The organism is Myxococcales bacterium (assembly GCA_022563535.1).
GTDB lineage: Bacteria > Myxococcota_A > UBA9160 > UBA9160 > UBA4427 > DUBZ01.
Window position 1 is genome coordinate 35,971 of sequence record JADFNE010000025.1, and the last position, 22,914, is coordinate 58,884.

The 22,914-nt window shown below is 60.0% G+C and carries 17 protein-coding genes, 2 tRNA genes and 1 pseudogene; 19 read left to right on the forward strand and 1 reads right to left on the reverse strand.

Annotated elements, in window-relative coordinates; all coding sequences use genetic code 11:
* The first annotated feature begins 1 nt into the window (after nt 1).
* The 17 genes and pseudogenes from IH881_09915 (at nt 2) to IH881_09995 (ending at nt 20,359) form a co-directional block, all read left to right on the forward strand.
* Nucleotides 2–1,420 (forward strand): VWA domain-containing protein, encoded by a 1,419-nt coding sequence (locus tag IH881_09915; protein ID MCH7868001.1) that lies wholly within the window; start codon nt 2–4, stop codon nt 1,418–1,420.
* A gap of 507 nt (nt 1,421–1,927) precedes the next feature.
* A complete protein-coding gene (gene miaB, locus IH881_09920; protein ID MCH7868002.1) occupies nt 1,928–3,340 on the forward strand; it encodes a tRNA (N6-isopentenyl adenosine(37)-C2)-methylthiotransferase MiaB in 1,413 nt (470 codons plus the stop codon).
* A 110-nt stretch (nt 3,341–3,450) separates the two neighbouring features.
* On the forward strand, nt 3,451–5,292 hold the full coding sequence (locus IH881_09925) for a response regulator (GenBank protein ID MCH7868003.1): 1,842 nt from the start codon (nt 3,451–3,453) through the stop codon (nt 5,290–5,292).
* Nucleotides 5,292–6,914: a DUF4388 domain-containing protein gene (locus IH881_09930; GenBank protein ID MCH7868004.1), complete on the forward strand. Its 1,623-nt coding sequence runs from the start codon at nt 5,292–5,294 to the stop codon at nt 6,912–6,914. Before IH881_09925 ends, IH881_09930 begins: the two co-directional genes overlap by 1 nt.
* 21 nt (nt 6,915–6,935) lie before the next feature.
* Entirely contained in the window at nt 6,936–7,394 is a 459-nt protein-coding gene (locus IH881_09935; GenBank protein MCH7868005.1) for a cyclic nucleotide-binding domain-containing protein, read from the forward strand.
* Nucleotides 7,395–7,494: 100 nt separating this feature from the next.
* Entirely contained in the window at nt 7,495–8,955 is a 1,461-nt protein-coding gene (gene guaB / locus IH881_09940; protein MCH7868006.1) for an IMP dehydrogenase, read from the forward strand.
* 91 nt (nt 8,956–9,046) lie between these two features.
* Nucleotides 9,047–10,600 carry a glutamine-hydrolyzing GMP synthase gene (gene guaA, locus IH881_09945; GenBank protein MCH7868007.1) on the forward strand — a complete coding sequence of 518 codons (1,554 nt, stop codon included), beginning with the start codon at nt 9,047–9,049 and terminating at the stop codon, nt 10,598–10,600.
* On the forward strand, nt 10,527–14,168 hold the full coding sequence (locus IH881_09950; GenBank protein MCH7868008.1) for a DNA polymerase III subunit alpha: 3,642 nt from the start codon (nt 10,527–10,529) through the stop codon (nt 14,166–14,168). Before guaA ends, IH881_09950 begins: the two co-directional genes overlap by 74 nt.
* A complete protein-coding gene (locus tag IH881_09955) occupies nt 14,165–15,061 on the forward strand; it encodes a hypothetical protein (protein ID MCH7868009.1) in 897 nt (298 codons plus the stop codon). Before IH881_09950 ends, IH881_09955 begins: the two co-directional genes overlap by 4 nt.
* A gap of 47 nt (nt 15,062–15,108) precedes the next feature.
* Nucleotides 15,109–15,184 (forward strand) — tRNA-Val (locus tag IH881_09960).
* Nucleotides 15,185–15,238: 54 nt separating this feature from the next.
* Nucleotides 15,239–17,293, forward strand: a complete 2,055-nt coding sequence (gene thrS / locus IH881_09965; GenBank protein MCH7868010.1) for a threonine--tRNA ligase — start codon at nt 15,239–15,241, stop codon at nt 17,291–17,293.
* A gap of 36 nt (nt 17,294–17,329) precedes the next feature.
* Nucleotides 17,330–17,842, forward strand: a pseudogene (locus IH881_09970) (translation initiation factor IF-3).
* A gap of 412 nt (nt 17,843–18,254) precedes the next feature.
* Nucleotides 18,255–18,452, forward strand: a complete 198-nt coding sequence (gene rpmI / locus IH881_09975) for a 50S ribosomal protein L35 (GenBank protein MCH7868011.1) — start codon at nt 18,255–18,257, stop codon at nt 18,450–18,452.
* 177 nt (nt 18,453–18,629) lie between these two features.
* Nucleotides 18,630–18,992, forward strand: a complete 363-nt coding sequence (gene rplT, locus IH881_09980) for a 50S ribosomal protein L20 (protein MCH7868012.1) — start codon at nt 18,630–18,632, stop codon at nt 18,990–18,992.
* A gap of 203 nt (nt 18,993–19,195) precedes the next feature.
* Nucleotides 19,196–19,510: an integration host factor subunit alpha gene (locus IH881_09985; GenBank protein ID MCH7868013.1), complete on the forward strand. Its 315-nt coding sequence runs from the start codon at nt 19,196–19,198 to the stop codon at nt 19,508–19,510.
* Nucleotides 19,511–19,652: 142 nt separating this feature from the next.
* The gene (locus tag IH881_09990; GenBank protein ID MCH7868014.1) at nt 19,653–20,204 is read left to right on the forward strand and encodes a MerR family transcriptional regulator; all 552 of its coding nucleotides are present in this window, start codon (nt 19,653–19,655) and stop codon (nt 20,202–20,204) included.
* A 78-nt stretch (nt 20,205–20,282) separates the two neighbouring features.
* Nucleotides 20,283–20,359 (forward strand) — tRNA-Pro (locus IH881_09995).
* 201 nt (nt 20,360–20,560) lie between these two features.
* Here the strand turns inward: IH881_09995 and IH881_10000 are convergent.
* On the reverse strand, nt 20,561–21,091 hold the full coding sequence (locus tag IH881_10000; GenBank protein ID MCH7868015.1) for a nuclear transport factor 2 family protein: 531 nt from the start codon (nt 21,089–21,091) through the stop codon (nt 20,561–20,563).
* A 572-nt stretch (nt 21,092–21,663) separates the two neighbouring features.
* Here IH881_10000 and IH881_10005 point away from each other — a divergent pair.
* Nucleotides 21,664–22,572: a glutathione S-transferase family protein gene (locus IH881_10005; GenBank protein MCH7868016.1), complete on the forward strand. Its 909-nt coding sequence runs from the start codon at nt 21,664–21,666 to the stop codon at nt 22,570–22,572.
* 116 nt (nt 22,573–22,688) lie between these two features.
* Nucleotides 22,689–22,874 carry a hypothetical protein gene (locus IH881_10010; protein ID MCH7868017.1) on the forward strand — a complete coding sequence of 62 codons (186 nt, stop codon included), beginning with the start codon at nt 22,689–22,691 and terminating at the stop codon, nt 22,872–22,874.
* The last annotated feature ends 40 nt before the right edge of the window (nt 22,875–22,914 follow it).

Sequence of the window (22,914 nt, forward strand, 5' to 3'; positions counted from 1 at the left end):
CATGCAGCGCAAGGTGCTGGAGTTTGCGAACTTGCTTCGCAAGAGCGGGATTCGCGTTTCCGTTGCTGAAGGGATCGACGCTTTCGAAGCACTGGACGTGTTGTCGATCGACAATCGCGAACTCTTCAAGAACGCCCTGCGCACGACCATGGTCAAGCGCGGCGACGAGATTTCGACCTTCGACCAGATCTTCGATCTCTACTGGTCCGGCTTCTACGACAGCCTGCGTGACTCGTTCGGCGCTGTGGGCGACAACATGGCGTCCATGGATATCGACCTGGACGCTTTGATGAAGCAGATCACCGAGATGCTCGCCGAGATGGACGGCGATCTCGATCTCGGCGAACTCGCCAAGGCGCTGCTGACCCAGGATCTCTCCCAGCTCGAAGGCATGATCCGCGACGCGGCCCAGCAAGCGGGCACCGGCAATATTGAAAACATGCTCCAGGTGGGCTTCTTCAGCCGCCGTACCGTGGAAGGCATGGGGATGGACGGCGCGGGCCGCGAACTCGAAAGCCTGGCGACGCGCCTCGAAGAGGCGGGGATGTCTCCCGAACAAGTGCAGGCTCTGCGCGAGATGATCAGCGCGATGATGGAGAGTCTGCGCAAAGTGGTGCGGAGCTTCACCGAGCGCGAACTCCAGACCCAGAATCACGACTACATGGAAAAATTTCGCCAGGAGATGCTCACGGAGAAGAGCTTTTATCACCTGACGGAAGATGAGATCGCCCGCATGCGCGAGGTGGTCCACCGGCTCGCCCAGCGCATCAAGAATATTCTCTCGATCCGACGTCGGCGCGACAAAAAGGGCAAGCTCGACCTGCATACCACCCTGCGCCGCAACATGGCGACCGGGGGTCTGCCGTTCAAGGTGATCTACAAACATCGCCGCAAGGAGCGTCCCAAGCTGGTGATCCTGTGCGACGTATCCTCGTCAGTGGCCAATGTGTCGCGCTTCATGCTGCAGTTCATGTACAGCCTGCAAGAAGCCTTCACGCGCATTCGCTGCTTTGTTTTCGTGTCCGATCTCGGGGAAGTGACGCCGGTCTTCAAGAATGCGGATGTCAGCGGCGCGATCGAGAAGGCCTTGGAAGGCGGCGACGTGATCAACGTCTACACGCGCTCCAATTTTGGTCTGGCCTTCAATATCTTTTGGCGCGACTACTTGTCTGCGGTCGACAAGCGAACCACGGTGTTGATCCTCGGCGACGCGCGCAACAACTACAACGACGACAAGGCCTGGTGCTTGCGCGACATCCAGGCAAAGGCCAAGAACGTGGTCTGGCTCAATCCCGAGAGCCCGAGTGCCTGGGGCTTCGGCGACAGCGTGATGAACCGTTATCTGCCCTACACCGATATCGCAGAGGAATGTCGCAACCTGCGACAACTTGCCAAGGTGGTCGACTCGATCGTTCTTTGAGGTGTCTTCCCTCGCGAGTCCGCACTTGTTCCCCATCGCCGCGCGCCGAGCCCCAAAACGAGAAAACGCCCCGCCGGCCTTGATGGCCAACGGAGCGTTCGACAGGGGGAGGGCGGTGGACTCATTATGGGGGGTGAGAGGTTGGACATTTCCATTAGAAATGACCAATCCACCGCCGCTCCGAAACCCGAAAACTCCTCTTCAAACTCGCTTGCGACCGTTTGGCCCACTTGCGAACCGTGTTCTGCCAAGTCGGCTCGAGGCTGCCGCGACCTCGATGGAACCCATTATGTAGTGCGCGGCAGATTTGTCAAACACGATTTTGAAACCGTGTAGCCAAAGGGGAAAAAGCCATGTGAGTTCAGCCCCTTACGGGCCTATATCCCAACCGATCGCAAGTCGATTTGGGGCGGCAACCGGCTCCGCGCCAGTGGGAGTGGGAGCGAGGATCCAGTAGTCTCCGCCTCCCTGCGATCCCACCTCCAACCCGTAGTTTTGGCCGAGTTCATGAGCGCAATCAAACGTTTTTCAATCCGCACTTTTGGCTGCCAGATGAACGTCCACGACACGGAGAAGCTTTCCAACCTGTTGTATCACGCCGGCTACGAGGCGGCTGCGAACGAGGACCAGGCTGACCTGCTGGTAATCAACACGTGTTCTGTGCGCGAGAAGGCGGAGAACAAGCTCTACAGCGATCTTGGGCGGCTGCGCGAATGGAAGGCGGAACGACCCGGGCGCTTGATCGGCGTCGGTGGCTGCGTGGCCCAACAAGAAGGGCAGACGATCCTGCGGCGCTTCAACCACGTGGATCTAGTATTCGGAACGCACAATCTGCTAGCCGTTCCGGCGATGCTCGACGGCGCAGCCGAGGGACATGCGAGCGTGCGGGTTGAGGAATCGGTGTCGCTCGCGCGCTTTGACTTGCCCGAACGGCACCCCGCATACCGCGGACCCGACACCGGACACGCATTTGTGACGGTGATGGAAGGCTGCGACATGTTCTGCAGCTTTTGCGTTGTGCCCAGGACCCGGGGCCGTGAAATCAGTCGGCCGGCGGCGAGCATTGTCGACGAGGTGCAGAAGTTGGTGGCCAGGGGTGTCAGCGAGATCACCCTGCTGGGCCAGACGGTCAACGCCTACGGACGGCACGACGTCAGGCGGGGAGCGGGCGAGGCACGGGGGACGATTCCGTTTGCGGCCCTGCTCCGGCGGCTCGACGCAATCGATGGGCTGCGGCGAATTCGCTACACGAGTCCTCATCCGCTCTTCTTCGATCAAGCCCTTTTGGCTGCCCACGGAGACCTCGAGAAGCTTTGCCCTCACGTCCACATGCCGGTCCAGAGCGGTTCAGACCCGGTTCTCGAGCGCATGCGCCGGCGCTACACGCGGAGCGACTATCTGGGAATCATCGAACGCCTGCGGGCCCTGCGAACCGACGTCGTCGTAACGACGGATCTGATCGTGGGCTTCCCCGGTGAGAGCGACGCGGAATTCCGTGAAACCCTCTCCCTGATCGAGGAGATCGGTTTCGTCGACAGCTACAGCTTCAAGTATTCCCGCAGGCCAGGCACCAAAGCCCTCGAATACGCGGATGTCGAAATCTCGCCCGAAACGATCTCGGCGAGGCTCTCCGAGCTGCAGGATCTTCAGCGCAAGCTCACGCTCGAATACCATTTCAGCAGGGTTGGAAAGCGCGCAGAAATTCGGGTCGAGGGGGCGAGTCTGCATCGCGCGGGCCAGATTAGGGGACGAGATCTTCATCATCGCGTGGTAAACGTGAATGTGAATGGCGATCACACGTCCCACGCTGCGCTGGGTGTACTCGAACCCGGTCGTTATCTCGAAGTCGAGGTCGTCGAGGCGACGCCGCACTCGCTGATCGGCGTCCCGACAGCCGAACTCCTCCCCATTTCAAGCTGAAAACCCGATACGCAGGTGAAGCGCAGTCGGCGGTCTGCCGATGAGCGCTAGCGAGTTGCGTCCCAAACGGGGTCAACGGCTACAGCGATCGTTCGCCAGGTGGGGTGGATATGGCAAAAGCACGCATATTGGCGGTCGACGACCAGCGCTACTTTCGCGAGCTGCTCGAAGGGCTGCTGCGCGAAGAGGGCTACGACGTCGAGACCGTTTCGAGCGCCGAAGAAGCCCTTCACGTCCTGGAGCGAGACACCTTCGATGTCGTGGTGACCGATCTGGTGATGCCCGGCGTGGACGGCACCGAACTGGTCGGCCGCATCAAAGAACGCCTTCCCGACCAGGATATCGTGATGGTCACGGGTGTCGTCGACGTCAAGACGGCCGTCGAAGCCATGAAACAGGGCGCGACCGACTACATTCTCAAGCCGTTTGATCGCAATACGCTTGCGCGCTCCATCGAAAAGATTCTCCAACGCCGCCGCCTGGGCGACGAACACGAACGGCTGATGTCGGAGAACCTCGAGTACATGGGCGTGCTCTCGCTCTACGAGCGCGCCACCCGCCTTTTCTCGACCCTCGCGGTCGAGCCCCTGGCAGAACGAATGATCGAGGGCTTGTGTCTCGAATCCCGGGCCCAGGGCGGGGTGTTGTGGATTGCAGAGGAACTCGGCAGTGATCGACTCCGGCTCGAAGGTGTGCGGGGCATCATCCGGGTGGAGGAGGAACGCGAGGAACTGCTCGCAGGCGATCTCGGCGAACCGCTCGAATCGCTGCTCAGTCCCGGACACGCGATCATCATGCCCCGGCCCAACCAAACGGGCAACGCTTTGTTCGTACCCCTGCGCTTCGGAGGCGATCTGATCGGGCTTGCGCGTCTGACCGATCCTCTGGACGAAATTGAATTTGGTGAGTCCGAACTCGCCTCGGTGGAAAAGTTTGGTGCATACGGAGCCACGGCGGTGGTCAACGCCCTGCGCTTTCGCGAGCTGGAGCGGCGATCCTTTCGCGACCCGACGACGCGGGCCTACACCCACGTTTTCTTTCAGGACGCGGTGCGAAACGAGATTCAGAAGGCCGCCCGCTTCGGTCGCTCGCTTTCGGTCGTCCACGTCGACGTAGGACCGGTTGCAAATCTCGTTCGGCGCGCCTCGGATGCCGAAATTTCGCGCACGGTTGCCAACCTGATCGAACATCTGAGTGGGGCGCTGCGTATTACCGATCTTTTGGCTTCGCAAGACGCACGCCACTACAACATTTTGCTGCCCGAAACAGACGCTGTGGGGGCCGCCGTTCTGAAGCAGCGCATTCGCGAGTTGCTGGAAGAATCCGAAATTCTCAATTCGGCCTCACCCGAATCGAGCGAAGTGCTGGCCCTGGCGGCTGTGACGTATCCGACCGATGGCAGCCAAATGGAAACCCTCGAACTGGGCATCGAGGCACGGCTAAACCAGGACCGCAACATGTTGCTCCGCAGCCTGTCGACCGGAGAGCAAAGTTTCTCTCGCTCGATCGATCGCCTGCTCGAAGAAGGCGCGATGGAGCGAGCGGAGCTGAGCGCAGAAGCGACGCGCTTGCTGCTCGACGAGATTGCACGCAGACCCAAGGATCGCGGTCTATTGTTCTTGTCCCCCAGCGAAGCCGTCGTGCCGGTGGTTCGCGAGGGACTCGCACGCTTGCGCGAACTGCAGACGAAGACTGAAATCGTATTGGTCGGTGAGGATCGTCAACTGGCCGAAGAATCCGGTGGGGTGACGTGCGTGCCCAGCCATCGAGCGGGGACGGACCGACCCTTTGCGCTCTACTACGGGGAGGGACCCGTGTATGCGATGGTGACGGCCCATCAGCCCGACGCGGACCGCATACGTCTGTTCCACACAGAGGATCGCAGCCTCGTCGAACACCTGGCGTTCCAGCTCCAGAAGGACCTCGGGCTGCCGTTGGGAGCACCGGCCTGATGGGATTTGGAAAGGGAAACGATCGAAACAAAAATGTGCGTTCGATCCTCGTGGCGGACAGCAATCAGGCCCGAGGACAGAAGTTGGTGCGAGACTGCACCGAGTTGGGAATGCGAGCCGTTGCGGTAGAGAACGGTTCCGCAGCGCTCGAAGTGGCCCTGGCGAACCCCGTGGATCTGATCGTCAGCGAAGTCGACCTGCCGCTGGTGAGCGCATCGAAGCTCGCCGATATTTTGCGCGCCAATCCACGCACCCACGCCGTGCATTTTTTGTTCCTCAAGCCGGAAACAGGGAGCGCGATCTCGCTCGAGGTCGGTGATGTCGTGCTGCCAATCTCTGCGCCGCGCGATGAAGTCATGCGCGTGATTGCTGCGCAGATGACCAAATGCGATCGCATCGAGGCCCTGGAGTCAGCCTCCAAGTCCGGTATCGCGGTCGACGGCGATCTGACAAAGATTCCCCTGGCGGATCTGCTGCAGGTTGCCCATCTGGCGCGCAAGACCGGCCGGATGGAGCTCGAACGCGATGGCGACGGTGAAGAACTGCAACTCGAAGGTGAGCCGTCGCAGGGCGGCCGAGAGCACGGCTTCGTGCTGTTGCACGAAGGCGAGGTTCTGCAGGCGGAGATCGGGAAGGTGGTGGGCGAGAAAGCCCTGTACCGCATGCTGGCATGGCGTGAGGGACGCTTTAAATTCGAGACGGGACGTCCCCCAGACATGACCGCGAAAAAAATGCTGGCTCCGGTTCGCGCGCTGCTCGCCGAGGGACTGCGGCAGATCGCCGAGTGGGATCGCCTCGCTCTGCAGTTGCCGCCGCTATCCGCGACGGTCAATCTCATCGTCAAGAACGCTGAACTGCCCAACATCGTCCACCCGCTGACCCAGGAAGTGCTGTTGCTGCTCGAGCACTTCGACCGGGTGCGAGACATCGTGGATCACAGTTCGTTTCCCGACTATCAGGTGCTGCGAACCCTGTACACCCTGTCTCAGCGCAACATCGTGAGAGTGGAACAGACTCCGGTGCGCGGGCTGAGTGCGGCCGAGGGTGGTTTATTCGACGAGGCGCAGCTGAGACGCCTGCGCGACTACCTTCAGAGTGCGACACCCCGGGGCGAGCGCATGATCCCGGGAAAGATCCTGGTGGAGGCGCGCGAACCCCAGGCGCTTTCCAGCCTGGTGAAGCTGCTCGAGTCGCTGCCAGCCTTCAAGATTGCGCCCGAACTCGAGGGGGGGGTCGAGCCCCAGATCCGACTGGGATCTCTGGGCACGCTTCGATTCGAGGGCGACCTGGAATTGGAACTGCTCCAGGTGCCCAGCTCTGATTCGTACCGGCCGTTGTGGCCGATGGCCGCCAATGGCGCGCTTGGAACCCTGCACCTTCACGGTCCAGATGTCTCCGAGGGGGCACTGCACGACCGCGAGATTTTCGAAGTATTGGAGGCGGGCACCCGAACCGACGCGCTCCACGTCGTGTTGTTTGCCCGTAAGGATCGCTTGCGTCCCGAGGACCTGCAGGAAAACCTCGCGCTACTCGGGGACGCATCACTCTTCCTGATCCGGCTCGATAGCGACAAAGATTCCACCACACTCTTGCGCAGCATGTTCGCGAGGGTCGTGCCGTAATGAGCGAGGTGGGTGAGTCCCGTGAGTCCCGATGATCTGAAGGTGTTCTCGTTGTTCGTCGAATTCGACGAAGAGGGTCGAATCGACCTCTTTGAACTTCTCGAGCCCCTCTCCCTGGCAGAAGGGGAGAGCCTGTTCCGCGAGGGCGACGAGGCCGACACCCTGTATCTGCTCTGCGAGGGAAGCATTCGCATCAAGAGCGAAGGCTGTGGCGATCTGTCACTGTTGTGCGGAGGTTCCGCCCTGGGAGTCATGTCACTGATGACGATTGGCGCGCGCGAGGCCCACGCCGTCGCCGAAGGCGATTGCGAACTCCTGGCCCTCAGTCGTGCCGGTTTCATGCGTCTCGCCGGAGACGCGCCGCGTACCGCGTGCCGCCTGGCCGAAGCGGCGGTGGCCGAGTTGGCCACGGAACTGCGCCCCAAGCTCGCCCGCATAAAACGCGAATTTTCCAGCGACGAGATCGTCTTCAGCGGTTGACCGCACGCGACCTGCCCCGTAAGATTGCACAGCAAACAGGAGGCCTTGGACGGCAATCGTCCAACCCATCGCCCCCCTTTGCCTAAGCGAGAAGCTCTGAATGGATGAGAGCCGAATTCGCGAGGGGCTGACGTTCGACGACGTCCTCCTCGTGCCCGGTGAGTCGAGTGTTCTACCCAACGAAGTTGATCTTCGCTCCCAACTGACCCGCGAGATCGATCTCAATACCCCGCTGCTTTCCGCCGCGATGGATACCGTGACGGAACACGAGACCGCCATCTCCATGGCCCAGAACGGGGGCATTGGCATCATCCACAAGAACATGTCGATCGCCAGCCATGCGGCCGAGGTCGACAAGGTGAAGCGTTCCGAGTCGGGTATGATCGTGGATCCGATCACCATGTCCCCCGATCAGCGCGTCTACGAAGCCATCGAAGTGATGGCCCGCTATCACATTTCTGGGGTTCCCGTGACCCGGGACGGCAAGGCGGTTGGAATCTTGACCAATCGCGATCTTCGCTTCGTGAAAGACACCAACGCCAAAGTGTCTTCGATGATGACCCGCGAGGACCTGGTCACGGTGCCGCCGGGGACCGGCATGGAGCGCGCCAAAGAGTTGCTGCACCAGTTCCGCATCGAAAAGCTTTTGGTGGTCGATTCCGAAGGCAATCTCCGCGGACTGATCACCATCAAGGACATCGAAAAAAGCGAGCGTTACCCAGACGCCTGCAAGGACTCATTGGGCAGGCTGCGCTGCGGCGGCGCGCTCGGCGTTGGTGACGAACGGCTGGAGCGGGCCCAGGCGCTGGTGACCGCCGGAGTCGATGTCGTGGTCGTCGATACTGCACACGGTCATTCCCAGAGCGTGCTCCAGGCCATCACCGAATTGCGCAGCCACTTTCCCGATCTGCCGATCGTCGGCGGCAACGTCGCGACGGGAGAAGGCGCCGAGGCGTTGATCAAGGCCGGGGTGTCGGCAGTCAAGGTCGGGATCGGGCCCGGATCCATTTGCACTACGCGGGTGATCGCCGGAGTCGGAGTGCCGCAATTCACCGCCGTCATCGACGCCTTCGAGATTGCGAGTCGCTACGGAATTCCCGTGATTTCGGACGGAGGCATCAAATATTCTGGAGACGTCGTGAAGGCGTTGGCCGGTGGCGCCTCCACCGTGATGATTGGCTCTCTATTTGCGGGCACCGACGAAGCCCCGGGCGAAGTCGTGTTGTTCCAGGGGCGTTCGTACAAGGTCTACCGCGGCATGGGTTCACTCGGTGCCATGGCCCAGGGCAGCAGCGATCGCTACTTCCAATCGCAGGTACAGGACAGCAATCTGATTCCCGAGGGCATCGAAGGGCGAGTTCCGTATCGGGGTGGCTTGTCGGCTAGCCTGCATCAACTCTACGGCGGGCTCCGGGCGGGAATGGGGTACTGCGGTGCCGCCAACCTGACCGAGCTTCGGACCCGGGCGCAGTTTGTGAAAATCTCCTCGGCGGGGCTACACGAGGGCCATGTTCACGACGTGATCGTGACCAAGGAAGCTCCCAATTACCGCATTGACTGACGCCGCGTCTACACCAACTACACCAACTACACCAAGTACACCAAGTGCACCAAGTGCACCAAGTGCACCCGATGCAGCCGCAGATGGGGGCGTGCGCGACCGAATCCTGATATTGGATTTTGGTTCGCAATTCACGCAATTGATCGCCCGGCGCATTCGGCAACAACATGTCTATTGCGAGATCCATCCCGCCGGGATGAATCTCGATGAGATCGCGGCCTTTGGGGCCGCGGGGATCGTGCTGAGCGGGGGCCCGTCGAGTGTCCACGACCCCGACGCTCCGGATATCGATCCGGCGGTCTTCGAACTGGACATTCCGATCCTCGGCATTTGCTACGGACTTCAGTTGCTGGTCGCGCGGCTCGGGGGGCGGGTCGAGAAAGCCGACGAATCCGAATACGGTCGCGCTCATCTCAGCCTCGTCGATGGGGCGGGCAGCTCCGACCGTTTGTTCGAAGGAATATCGGCTGACGCAGACCACGTCGTCTGGATGAGTCACGGCGACAAGGTGCTGGCGCTACCCAAAGGCTACGAGATCCTGGCGACCAGCGAAAATTCACCCTACGCGGCGATCCGGCACAGCGAGCGTCCGATCTGGGGCCTGCAGTTCCATCCCGAGGTCGTCCACACCGAATGCGGCTCGCAGATCCTCGCCAACTTCGTGGTCGACATTTGCGGTTGCAGCGGGAACTGGACGATGGACGCCTACATCGATCAGGGCATCGAACAGATTCGGCGGCAAGTGGGAAAGGGACTCGTTTTGTGCGGACTGTCGGGAGGCGTCGACTCCTCGGTGGCCGCCGCGCTGGTCCACCGGGCGATCGGCGATCAACTGACCTGCATCTTCGTCGATCACGGAATGATGCGACGCAACGAGCGGCAAGAAGTCGAAAAGCTCTTTGCTGGTGCCCTCGGCGTCAAGTTGGTGAGCGTAGACGCATCCGATCGATTCTTGTCGGCGCTCAAGGGCGTGAGCGATCCCGAGCAGAAGCGGCGCATCATCGGCGGCTTGTTCATTGATGTCTTCGAGGAAGAGTCTCAGAAGCTCGGGGACTGCGACTACCTCGTTCAGGGGACGCTTTACCCCGACGTGATCGAGAGCGTTTCCGTCAAGGGAGCCTCGGCCACGATCAAGACCCACCACAATGTCGGCGGCCTGCCGGAGGACATGCGTCTGCAACTCGTCGAACCTCTGCGCGAACTCTTCAAGGACGAGGTACGGGAGGTGGGGCGAGCGTTGGGTCTGCCCGACGCGCTGGTTGGACGTCATCCGTTTCCCGGACCGGGCCTGGGGATCCGCATCCTCGGCGAGGTGACACCGGAAAGGCTCACGCCCCTGCGCGCGGCCGATGCCATCATGCTCGAGGAGATTCGCGCCGCCGGACTCTACGATGAAATATGGCAGGCGCTGTGTGTCTTCCTTCCTGTGCAAAGTGTGGGCGTGATGGGGGACGCACGGACCTATGAAAACGTCATTGCAGTGCGTTGCGTAACCTCGGTCGACGCCATGACTGCCGATTTTGCGCACATCCCTCACGATGTGCTGGCGCGTATTTCGAGTCGCATCATCAATGAGGTCCCGGGAATCAACCGGGTCGTGTACGACATCTCGTCCAAGCCCCCTGCCACGATCGAGTGGGAGTAGGGGCGTGCCGAGTCCCTTCGTTCATCTCCACCTGCATACCCAATATTCGCTGCTTGATGGCGCCATCAAGCACAACCCGCTGTTCGAGCACGCAAAGGCAATGAACATGCCGGCGGTCGCGCAGACCGATCACGGCAATTTGTTTGGCACCGTCGAGTTCTACAACAAGGCTCTGGCCAACGACATCAAGCCGATCATCGGTTGCGAAGTCTACATTGCCGGCAACTCGCGCTTCGATCGAGAGAAGCGTGAGCGCACCGAAGGAGGCTTTGACGCGATCAGCCATCTTCTGCTGATCGCGATGAACGCGACGGGCTACAAGAACTTGATGTATCTGGTGTCGAAGGCCTACCTCGAGGGCTTCTACTACAAGCCGCGTATCGACATGGACCTGCTGAGGGAACGCCACGAAGGTCTGATCGCAACCTCGGGTTGTCTGTCAGCTCCGGTTCCCCGGGCCATCGTGCACGGGGAGGTGAACCGGGCCTGGGAGGTCGCCGAAGAGTTTCGCGGTCTGTTTCAGGATCGCTTTTACCTGGAGTTGCAGCGCCACGGCATCGCGGACCAGGACCTGGTCAACGCCGAGCTGATCAAGATGTCCAGCGATATGGATATTCCCCTGGTTGCGACCAACGACGCCCACTATCTCAAGGATTGTGATCACGAGCATCACGACGCGCTCTTGTGCGTGGGCACCGCGTCGAACCTCTCCGACGAGAAACGCTTTCGCTTCGACGGACGGGGCTTCTACGTAAAAGACGGCGACGAAATGCGAGAGTTGTTTCACGATCACCCCTCGGCGATCGAAAACACCCTGGTCATTGCCGAACGATGCGACGTTGAAATTCCCATGGGCACGTACCACATGCCAGACTTTCAAGTGCCGGCAGGTGAGAGTCTGGACGAGGTCATGGAGCAGCAGTCCTGGGCGGGTTTGCGCAATCGCCTGGGGATGGATCCCGATCAGCCCTTCGAAGGTTCTGTGCACGAGACCTATGTCGAGCGCATGAATCACGAACTCAAGGTCATCCGGGAGTTGGGCTTTCCTGGCTACTTCCTGATCGTGGCGGACTTCATCAATTACGCCAAAAAGAACGGGATCCCGGTGGGTCCCGGGCGGGGAAGTTCGGCCGGTAGTCTGGTGGCGTATGGGATGAACATCACGAACGTAGACCCGATCGAATACGACATCATTTTTGAACGCTTTCTGAATCCCGAGCGCATTTCGATGCCGGATATCGACGTCGACTTCTGCATGCGGGGACGTGAGCAGGTGATCCGCTACGTCAGCGAGAAGTACGACGGTGTTCGACTCCAGGAAGAAGACGGGTCAAAGAGCCAAATCGAACACGACGCCGAACATTACGAAACGATGAAGGTTTGCCAGATCGTCACCTTCGGAACATTGCAAGCCAGGGCGGTGATCCGCGATGTTGGCCGGGTGATGGGGATGCCGTACGGAGAAGTCGATCGTATCGCCAAGCTGATCCCCGACGTGCTGGGCATCAAGCTCGATCAGGCGATTGAACAATCTCCCGAGTTGCGGACCCGCATAGAGTCGGATTCTCAGGTTGAACGACTGATCGAAACCGCGCGCAGTCTCGAGGGATTGACCCGGCACGCCTCAAAACACGCGGCCGGGGTCGTGATCGGCAATACGCCCCTGATCGAGATGGTTCCGCTCTACAAGGACCAGAAATCCGGCGTCGTGATGTCCCAGTACAACATGAGCTGCATCGAAGAAATCGGCCTGATCAAATTTGACTTCCTCGGCCTCAAAACCCTGACCCTGATGGCCGACGCGGAGAAGATGATCCAGCGCAAGCCGGGCTTCGAAGACTTCGATGTCAATGCCATCCCTCTCGACGACAAAAAAACCTACGACATGCTCTGCGCCGGCGACACCGAAGGGGTGTTCCAGGTCGAGTCCTCGGGCATGACGGAACTGGTCGTCAAGTTGCAGCCGCGCACATTCAAAGAAATCATTCCGCTGGTCGCCCTTTATCGTCCGGGGCCGCTGCAGTCCGGCATGGTAGACGACTACGTCAACCGCAAGCGCGGCAGTGTGCCCGTGAAGGCCTTGCATCCCCGGATCGCACACCTGACCGAGGAAACCCTGGGTGTGATCGTGTACCAGGATCAGGTCCTGCAGATCGCTCAAACCATGGCGGGCTACAGCCTGGGGGAGGCGGATCTGCTCCGCCGTGCGATGGGCAAGAAAAAGGCCGACGTCATGCAGCAACAGCGCGCTCGCTTCGTGGACGGTTCGGTCGAGAACGGGGTCGACGCAAGAGAAGCCGGCGACGTTTTCGATCTGATCGTTGAATTTGCGGGCTACGGTTTTCCAAAGGCGCATTCGACCGCCTATGCCTACATCACCTACCAGACGGCCTACCTGAAGGCGAACCATCGCGAGGAGTTTCTGGCCGCGGTCCTGACCATCGAGTCGGGCAGTCACGATCGTCTCTCTCGCTATATCGCCCACGTGCGGGCCATCGGGATCGAGATCCTGCCCCCGGACGTGAACGAATCCCAGCGAGATTTCGCGGTGGTGAACGGCGCCATTCGCTTTGGCTTTGCCGGCATCAAGAATGTCGGGGCCGGTGCGATCGACTCGATCCTCGCCTCGCGGGAGCAAGACGAGGGACGCTTCAAGAGTTTCTTCGATTTCGTATCGCGGCTGGACTCGCGCAAGGTCAACCGACGCGTGGTCGAGTCCCTGGTCAAGTGCGGAGCCTTCGACACCCTGCACGAGGAACGCGCGTCGGTATGGGCGTCGGTGGACGCCGGGCTCGAACGCGCGGCGGCGACCCAGCGCGACCGCGCCGTCGGCCAAGAAAGCTTGTTTGGCGGGATGGATATGCAGGATTCGCAATCCGGACTCGAGCTGACCCGGGCCGTGCCCTGGTCCGATCGGGAAACCCTGGGATACGAAAAAGAACTGCTCGGTTTTTACGTGAGCGGACATCCGCTGGGCGAGGTCCTCCCCTTGCTCTCGCGCTTCTGCGACTGCACCGCCGCAGATTGGCAAAGTAAGGTGCAACGCGAGGTTCGCGTGGGCGGGCTGCTCACTGCCCTGCGCGAAACCCGAACCAAACGCGGCAAGCGCATGGCCTTTGCAACCTTGGAAGATCTGGAGGGGAGCTTCGAACTCGTGATCTTCAGCGATGCCTTCGAAGCGAATGTGGAGTTATGGAAGCGGGCCATGAACGGCGACGAGGGCCAGGGACCTCTGCCGCTGTTGGTTTCGGGAAAACTCGAGGACGGCGAGACGCCCAAGATTCTGGTGTCGGACGTCATGCCCCTATCCCAGGCCGAAGAGAAGTTGGCCGGAACGCTGCGGGTGAAGATGCTGGCGAGCGACGTCAGCCAGGACCGCCTGGAGGCCCTGATCAAGGTTCTCGCAAGCCATCCGGGAGACTGCCCGGTCGTGCTCCACGTGCTAATCCCCGGGGAGAGTGAGACCATCGTATCGGTCGGCGCGGTCCGCGGGGTGCGTGCGACACCGGAAATGTGTCGGGATGTCGATGCACTCTTTGGCCACAACGTGACGGAGTTGAGTATTTGAATCGAACCAGCGAAAGCTTGTGCGCGCGACTTGTCGCGATCATCGCGTTTGCAGCCGTGGCGTCGATGCAGCCCGCAGTCGGGAGTGCGGAGGTGCGGACGCTCGAAGTCGTGGGCACGGTGTCGATCGATCCAACCCGCATGGCCTCCGTGGTGCCGCGAGATGCGGCGATCGCTCAAGCCCTGCGCGAAGCGGTGGTGCGAGTCGCCAAGGACTTCCTGGCCGATCAGCCGATTGACGAATTGAGCGACGAGGAGATCGACCAGGAGTTGATCGACCGCGAAAGCCGCGACCCGCTGGGTTCTCCATACCTGGACGATCCTGTGAACGGGATCACCGGCGACCCAGAATACGATCCCAATGCTCCCGATCTCGACGCCATCCTGGGCGAGAAGATGGTGCCCTATACCTTGCGCTTCCGGGTGATCGAAGACCGCGGACGCAGGCCCGCCCTGTTTTCCGACGATCCCGACGTAAGCGAGGAGTACCTGGTGATTGTCGAGGTTCAGGTCGATGTCGATCGCATTCAAGCGAAATTAGTAGAAGCGGGTCTTCTGATTCCGGGCGAGAACGCCCTGGGTTCAAACGAAGTGCGACTCGAAATTGACGGTCTGACGATTTATCCCGCGTACCTCGCCATGCGGGAACTGCTCGAGGGGCCACTTGGCGCCACGGGTGTCTATCCAGTCGAGATGGGGCATGGTCGAACGATTCTCGACGTCGAGACGCAGGCTTCGGCCGTCGAATTTCTCGAACAGATGCTGATACTGGCTCCGCCGGCCTTCGAGATCGTTCCGGTTCAAGCCAGCGGCAATCGGGTGCACATCGTGGTCAATTGGGTTTCGGACCCCACAGAGGCGTCGGAGCCTGGCCTCCCCAGGGTCGAGCATTGACTCGAATCCGGGAAAAGGGTAAATACTCCGGCTCGTTAGCTCGATTTAGGCACGTAGCTCAGGGGCTAGAGCGCTGCCTTGACACGGCAGAGGTCGGCGGTTCGATCCCGCCCGTGCCTACCATCGGGACCGCTGGCTACCGTCCGAGCCGACTCGATCGATGAGCCGATGGCGCAGATGGCAAGGTTGAATGAGTCGAAGCAGGAGTCGAAGCAGTCGAATGAGGCGAATGAAAAGACCGACAGACAGTTCCAGGAGTTCCAAGAACATCATGCCGCACCACAACTCATGAGCGAGATCAATATCCGTCTCCCCGACGGAAATACGGTGGCGGTGGCTCAGGGCTCGACAGTGCTACAGGTTGCGGAGAAAATCGGGCCGGGCCTCGCCAAAGCTGCCCTGGCCGGCCGCATCGACGGACAACTCGTAGACCTCCGCCTGCCTCTCTTGCAAGATGTTGCGATCGAGATCGTCACGTCCAAAGACGAAGACGGCGGTGACGTAATCCGGCACTCCGCTGAGCACGTGATGGCGGACGCCGTCAAGCGATTGTTCCCCAACGCACAGATCGATGCCGGACGCGCTGACCACAGTGAGAAGTTTCAGTACGACTTTTTGGTCGACGAACCCTTTACGCCAGAAGACCTCGAACGCATCGAAAAGGAAATGGCGAGCATCATCGCGACCGACGCCCCATTCAATCGCGAAGTGGTGACTCGTGAAGAGGCGAAGACACGCTTCGAGCAGCTGGGCGAAGCCTTGAAGCTGACTCGTATCGACGACATCCCCGAGGACAGCGAAATTACGCTCTTCAGCCACGGTGACTTCGTCGACTTGTGTCGCGGCCCCCACGTGAGGAGCACCAAACAGATTGGCGCGGTGAAGTTGACCGAAGCCAGCGGTACCTACTTCAAGGGCGACGAGTCCAGCCACAAGCTACAGCGCATTTACGGCACGGCGTTCAGCAACAAGAAGCAACTCAAAGCTCACCTGGCCCGGCTCGAGGAGGCGAAGAAGCGGGACCACCGCAGGGTGGGGGTCGCGCTCGAACTGTTCCTTCTGGACCCGGTTTCCCAGGGCTCCCCATTTTATCTGCCCAAGGGCATGGTGGTCTACAACGGCTTGGTGGACTTTATCCGGAGTCTCCATCCCAAGTATGGCTTCCAGGAAGTCATGACCCCGCAGTTGTGCCGGGCCGAGTTGTTCAAGATCTCGGGGCACTACGAGATGTTCTACGACGACATGTACTGGTTCGAAGGCGAGGGGGAGGGCGAAGAAATCGGTCTCAAGGCGACCAACTGCCCGGGCCACTGTCATCTGTTCGGCAGCCGTCTTCGTTCGTATCGAGAGCTTCCCCTGCGCCTGGCCGAATTCTCGCGTCTGCATCGCAACGAGCGCAGCGGAACCCTCAATGGACTGGCCCGAGTGCGTTCCTTCGCCCAGGATGACGCCCATATCTATTGCGAGCCCGATCAAGTGGCCGCAGAGGTGCAAAGCTTTTTTGAGATGATGGCCGACGTGTACGGGGCCCTTGGTCTCGAGGGGGTCACTCTGGCGGTCTCGACCCGACCGGAAGAATTCTTGGGGCTTCCCGAAGATTGGGACCGCGCCGAGAAATTGCTGGTGGAATGTGTCGAAAACGCTGGGTTTGAATGCACCATCAAGGAAGGCGAGGCCGTCTTTTACGGTCCGAAGGTCGAGGCGGATTTCTCTGACGTGTTGGGCCGGGCCTGGACCCTGGGCACGATCCAGATCGACATGGCCATGCCCGATCGCTTCGGTCTCGAGTATGTCGGCCGCGACGGCGAGCGACACCGACCCGCGATGCTCCACCGCGCCGTGCTCGGCTCACTCGAGCGCTTCATAGCCCTTTATATCGAGCACACGGGTGGGGACTTTCCCTTCTGGCTATCGCCGGTTCAGGTTCTCGTCCTGCCTATTTCAGAAGCCCAGCACGTCCGGGCGGAGGAAATTACCAAGACTCTCGTGGCCGCGGGAGTGCGTGCCGACGTAGACGAACGCAGCGAGACCCTGGGCTTCAAGATACGAGAAGCCGAGATCGCGAAGATTCCCCTCACCCTGGTGATCGGAGAAAAGGAAATCGAAGCCGGAACGGTGACACCCAGGCTTCGCAAGACGAAGAAACAGAGTACAGAGCCCATAGCCCTGGATGCTCTGGTGAGCCAACTTGTAGCCAGTATCAGTGCAAGACAAATGGGACCGTTGTCCTAGGAGGAAATTCGCATTCCTGCAAGATCGAGATTTCGAATCGTAGCTCCGGAGCGAGACGCCACGCGCATCAACGAAAGAATTCGTGTGCGTGAGGTCCGCGTCATTGGAGCAGACAGTGAACAGCTCGGTGTGATGAGCCCCGAAGATGCATTGATCAAGGCGCGCGAAGCTGGCCTTGATCTGGTCGAGGTCGCGGCAAATTCGCGTCCTCCGGTTTGTCGCATCATGGACTATGGCCGTTACAAGTATGAGCAGAAGAAAAAGAAGTCGAGCAAACAGTCCCACGCGGCGAGTTTGAAAGAGATCAAGCTGCGGCCGGGTACCGACCTGCACGACCTCCAATTCAAGCTCAACAACGCCCGCAAGTTCTTGATGGATGGCGACAAGGTCAAGCTGACGGTGATGTTCCGCGGACGCGAGATGGTCCACATCGATCGCGGCCGGAAGAAGCTCCAGCAAGTCAAGGAGATGCTCGGGACGCTCGCCAAGATGGAGAACCCTCCGCGCATGGAAGGTCGCTTCATGTCCATGATCCTGGTCGCCGACCGGGAAGTGGTAGCGGAAGCGAAGCGCCTGGAAGAAATCGAGGCGGCGAAAGTCGGCGGGGTTTCGAGCGAGCCGGTGGTGGACAAGAAGGCCGAGCGACGCGCGGCCAAGCAACGCAAGGCGGACGAGGCGCAGGCCTCGGGGCTGCACGAGGACAGCGAGGCGCCCGGGCCAGTGGCGCCGACCGGGGAGGAGCCGGCCAGCTTGGGAGACGAGGCGGGCTGAATTGGAGGGGCAGTCGGCAGAAACCCGCCAAAAATGGAAAAAAACAACGCGAATCACAGGGTTACGTGGTAGCGTCCCCGGTCCCGCGGAACGGGCGTGCGCGATGCATCCCGAGGGAAGCGCAAACCAGAGTTATCAGAGATAGCGCAACCAGAGTTATCAGAGATAAAGAGGCGCAGGAGAAACAGGCATGCCCAAGATGAAGTCCCACAGCGGGGCCGCCAAACGGTTCAAGAAGACCGGGACTGGCAAGATCGTGCGACAGAAGGCGAACAAGCAGCACATCCTCACCAAGAAACGAACCAAGCGTAAGCGCGGTTTGCGCCAGGACACTCTGCTTGCTCCCGCCGACGTGAGTCGGGTGAAGAGGATGATCCCGGGTTTCTGAACGATCAGTATAGAACGATCAGTATAGAAGACGGGTCGCCTATCCAATGTCTAAACCAAGGTCTAAACCAAGACCTAAATCAAGATCAAAGACCCAAAGTCAAAGAACCGCATCACGTGCGAAACGATTGAGTGCACAATCCGCAGCACCAATCGAAACAATCGAGGGAAGATCAGCATGGCTCGGGTAAAACGAGGGGTAGCGGCCGCGAAAGGTCGCAAGCGACTACTCAAACTTGCGAAGGGTTACTACGGCGCGAGAAGCAAGCTCGCCGGTACTGCGAAGGAGGCCGTCGACAAGGCGGGTGTCTACGCGTATATCGGTCGCAAGCAACGCAAGCGCGAATTTCGCCGGCTCTGGATTGTGCGGATCAACGCTGCCTGCCGCGATCAAGGTCTCTCGTACAGTCGATTCATCAACGGCCTCAAGCAAGCCGGCGTGGAGATGGATCGCAAAGTCATGGCCGAGTTGGCGGTGAGCGATCCGACGGCCTTCAGCGAACTCGTCAAGAAGGCGAAGGAAGCTGCCACCGCCGCCTGAGCCACGAGATTCCGCCTGAGCACCGTTTCGCACGTCTACCTAGTGTTGATTTCGCCCCAATCTTGATTAGCTGTTGTTTTTCAGGAAGTTGGGCTAGCCTGCCCGGCGGTAAGGCGACGAAAGACAGCGACGAACAGCCAGCAACAGCAGATGGTTCGAGGGCGTCCGAAGCATTGGGACCCTGACAAAGGGAGACGGAATCAATGACGAAGGCTGAGATTGTTGAGCAGATCTACGAGCGGGTCGGTTTCTCGAAGAAAGAAGCAGCTGAGCTCGTCGAAAAAGTCTTCGACATCATCAAGGAAACCCTCGCCCAGGGTGAGAAGGTGAAAATCTCTGGTTTCGGGAACTTCGTCGTTCGCAAAAAGAACGCGCGCAAGGGACGCAACCCGCAGACCGGCGAAGAGATTTTGCTGCAGGCGCGTCAAGTACTCACCTTCAAACCAAGCCTCGTACTCAAGAACATCCTGAACGACGAACCCGTGAAAGAAAGCACCAACGACGACCCCCCGGCCTGATCCATCGAAAGCCCCGAGGAGCGGTCGTCCGGCTAAAGACGCCATTCAGTTTCATTCCGCTTTGACTTCGACGAAGTCTTTCATCTAGTCTCTCCACTGTGGTCTTCAAGCAGTCTTTGACGATTCATAGACGGGGGGCGTGATGGGAAATACGATTCGCGAAAAGATCAGACAAGCCCAGCTCTCGCGGAAGCAAGCGAAGGCCGCCTCGCCTGATTCGACTGGGTCGGAGTCCCACGTCCCATCGGCGCCAGCACAATTGAACGATGACGCCACGCAAGAGGAACGCGTCGCATCACTGTTGCCTGCCGGATTGCTTCCCAAGGACGGCAAGCTCTACTACCGGATTGGCGAAGTGAGCAAGATCACCGGCGTGAAGCCATATGTATTGCGTTATTGGGAATCTGAATTTCGCTGGATGGCCCCTCAAAAGTCTCGCTCAAAGCAGCGGCTCTACCGTCGCAAAGACATCGAGATGATCCTGTTGATCCAGCAACTGCTTCACTCCCAGCGTTACACCATCGCCGGGGCTCGCAAGCGCCTGCGCGAGTTGGGCATCGGTCGAGCCCTCGAAGAAGCAGCGGAAGAGTCGGCGCGAGAGGCCGCGGAACGCCCGGCCTTCGACCACGCCGATTCCGCAGAGGCCTTCCAAAGTATCCGCAACGAATTACTCGCCATCCGAGAAATGCTCTAGCCAGCTGCGGATCCGAAGCGGTTTCCCCCTCGATCCGACGTGCAGGATTTGCCCATGTGGGCTACCCACTAGGCCGTTCGGGCCGTGGCGCAGCTTGGTAGCGCGCTTGACTGGGGGTCAAGAGGTCGCGAGTTCAAATCTCGCCGGCCCGACCAAAATCAAGTTTAAAATCAGGTAGTTAAGAGTGCCGATTTTGCTTGTGGGCCACTTGTGGGCCACTTTTCAATCTATGCAGGCTGCCAAGCGCCTGCGGCGCAACGTCGAGATAGCGTTCCGTGCTCTTGATGTCCGCGTGACCGAGCCATGACTTCAAATTTGCGGCTTGAATTTACTATTCTCGATCGTAATTCCTATCCCTACGCTCGATTCTGCTCGAGATGCGCCCAGGCTGCAGGCAACCGGATGTCCCGATTCGGCTCCTTCGGAGGCATGTTGAAACCTCCGGTCGGCCGCCACTGCATCGCCTTCATCGTCTGTCCGACATGCGTCATGTTCAGCATGTCGTGGCTGTAGCAGAAGAGGCCGTCGCCAGCGTAGTAGAGAATCGAGAGACCGGCGACGAACCAGGGTGAGCCATCTTCTCTCTCACCGAGGATCTGGTCCCACTGGCCCACGACCCGGGGCCCATCGGTCATGACCCAATTTTCGGGCGTCGACCAGCCGTAGCCCGTGAGGCCCATCATCGATTCAACGAAGAAGCTGCGGATATTCTCCCGGCCTTCGATCCGCCCCCAGGCGGGATCGATGTAAGCGGCATCTTCGGTGAAGAAATCGGCAAGGGCCGACCAGGTCTTGCTGCCGACATCGATCTCGTCGCGCACAGCAACGAATTTTTCGTACGTGGCGCGCGCCTCACTTTCGGTCTTCTGCTTGTCGTCATCTGCCATCGGCTCGCTCTCCTCGTGATCGACGTCCTCGACCGACGTCACAGGCGTGACGCTAGCATCCCGCGGAGGAACACTCGCCGCGTCGAGGGGCAGAAGAGGCTTCAATGAGCAACTGACGGCGGGCGATCCGTCGTCTGCGACTAGTAGCAGCTGATGTTCGCGACGCCGTTGCCGATCGGAGGGTGGGAGATTCGAGCCGTGTTTTTGGTTCTGCCGACAAGCAGCACGATCTCGAAGCGATCGAGGCCGGAGGGGGCGATCCCGATCAGGGTCCCCCGATCGGGGAATAGCCCCGGTCTCGTTCCATTCGACATTCTGTTGCACATCGCCCGAAGACAGGACGGTTCTCTCGTTTCCGGTTTGACGTAGACCCGTTACTGGCAATTGCTTCAAATTCCCGGCTTGATTTTACTGTTCTCACCTGACGAACACTTAGGTCAAGAGGAAGACGACGTGTAGAGAGGGCATTGGAGGGGTATGGCATAAAATGAGGGGCATTGGTCATTTACGCCATTTGGGCTTGCGACGATACTGGGGTCCAACGAAGCTTCAACGAAGGAATGGAGAATGCGATGACCATTCTAAGGCGACCCACGAGCACACTTCCCGGCAAGCTGCGAGGCTTGCACCTCTTTCACTACGGCGGAGCACCCTGCGCCCAGCGGGTGCGCTTCGTGCTCGCCGAGAAGGGAGTCCGCCGCGCTGCCGACGTACCGTGGCGATCAGACGCGGCGCTGCATCTCGAGGCGACTCCGGGCAGCTATATCGGTCGCCCCGTATCACTGCCTCGGCAGGAAAACCTCACCGCCGACTACGCGGCGATCCACCCGCATCTTGTGGTACCGGCGCTCGTCCACGATGGCGTCCTGCACATCGAATCGGTCGATATCATGAACTACCTGGACCGTACGCTGCCGGGCCCTTCGTTGGTGCCCGAGGGCCAGGCGGGCCAACTCTGTAGCTTGCTCATGAAGCGCGCGTCGGAGCTTCAGACGTCGGTGCGGTATGTCACGTACAGGTGGAGTCTCGGCGGACTCGCAAAGCTCAATGCGAAGAAGCAGGAAGAGCTGTTCCGTCTCGACGCACCGGACTCGCCGGAGCAGCTCGCCGAGTTCTATCGCCGATTCAGCAATGACGAGATCTCCGAAGCAACGTATGCCGACCACGTGGCCCGCCTCGAAGACGGCTTCGGTGAAGTCGAGAAGTTGCTGAAGGAGGACAGCCGCTCGTGGCTCAGTGGGGACGATTTCTCGATGGCGGACATCATCTGGTCGGTGAAGATGCTTCGAATCAGCGAAGCGGGTTACCCCTTCGAGATCAAGTTTCCCCACCTGAAGAATTGGTTCGATCGAATCCGCGAGCGGCCGACCTTCGAGGAAGCCATCGGGCGCGACATGCGAGTCGTGGGCCCCGCGTTTCGGGCCAAGGCAGCGGTGCAAAACTTCTTCGGCCGCGGCCTCCGCCGCCTCGCCAGCGAATAAGAGAGGAGAGATTCAATGCCACCATCGAAAGACACGATCGCCATGGGAGCCACTTCCCCCCGAAGACAGGGGAGGCTCTCTCATTTCAAGTTTTGACATGAGACCCGGCATCGGCCATGTCCTCAAATTCGCGGCTTAATTTTACTATTCCCGACGAACTCACGGCACCGAGCAAGGAGTCCACCGGTGGATTCTATATCATCATCATCGAAGTCGAATCGATGAATGAGGCGGTGGAGTGGGCGAAAAGAGAACGATTTCGACTCGGGGCGAACGAAGTGAGAGAACTCCGAGACGATTGAGAACGCGCCGTCGAGCGGACGGGGAGGGCAGGGTGAGATC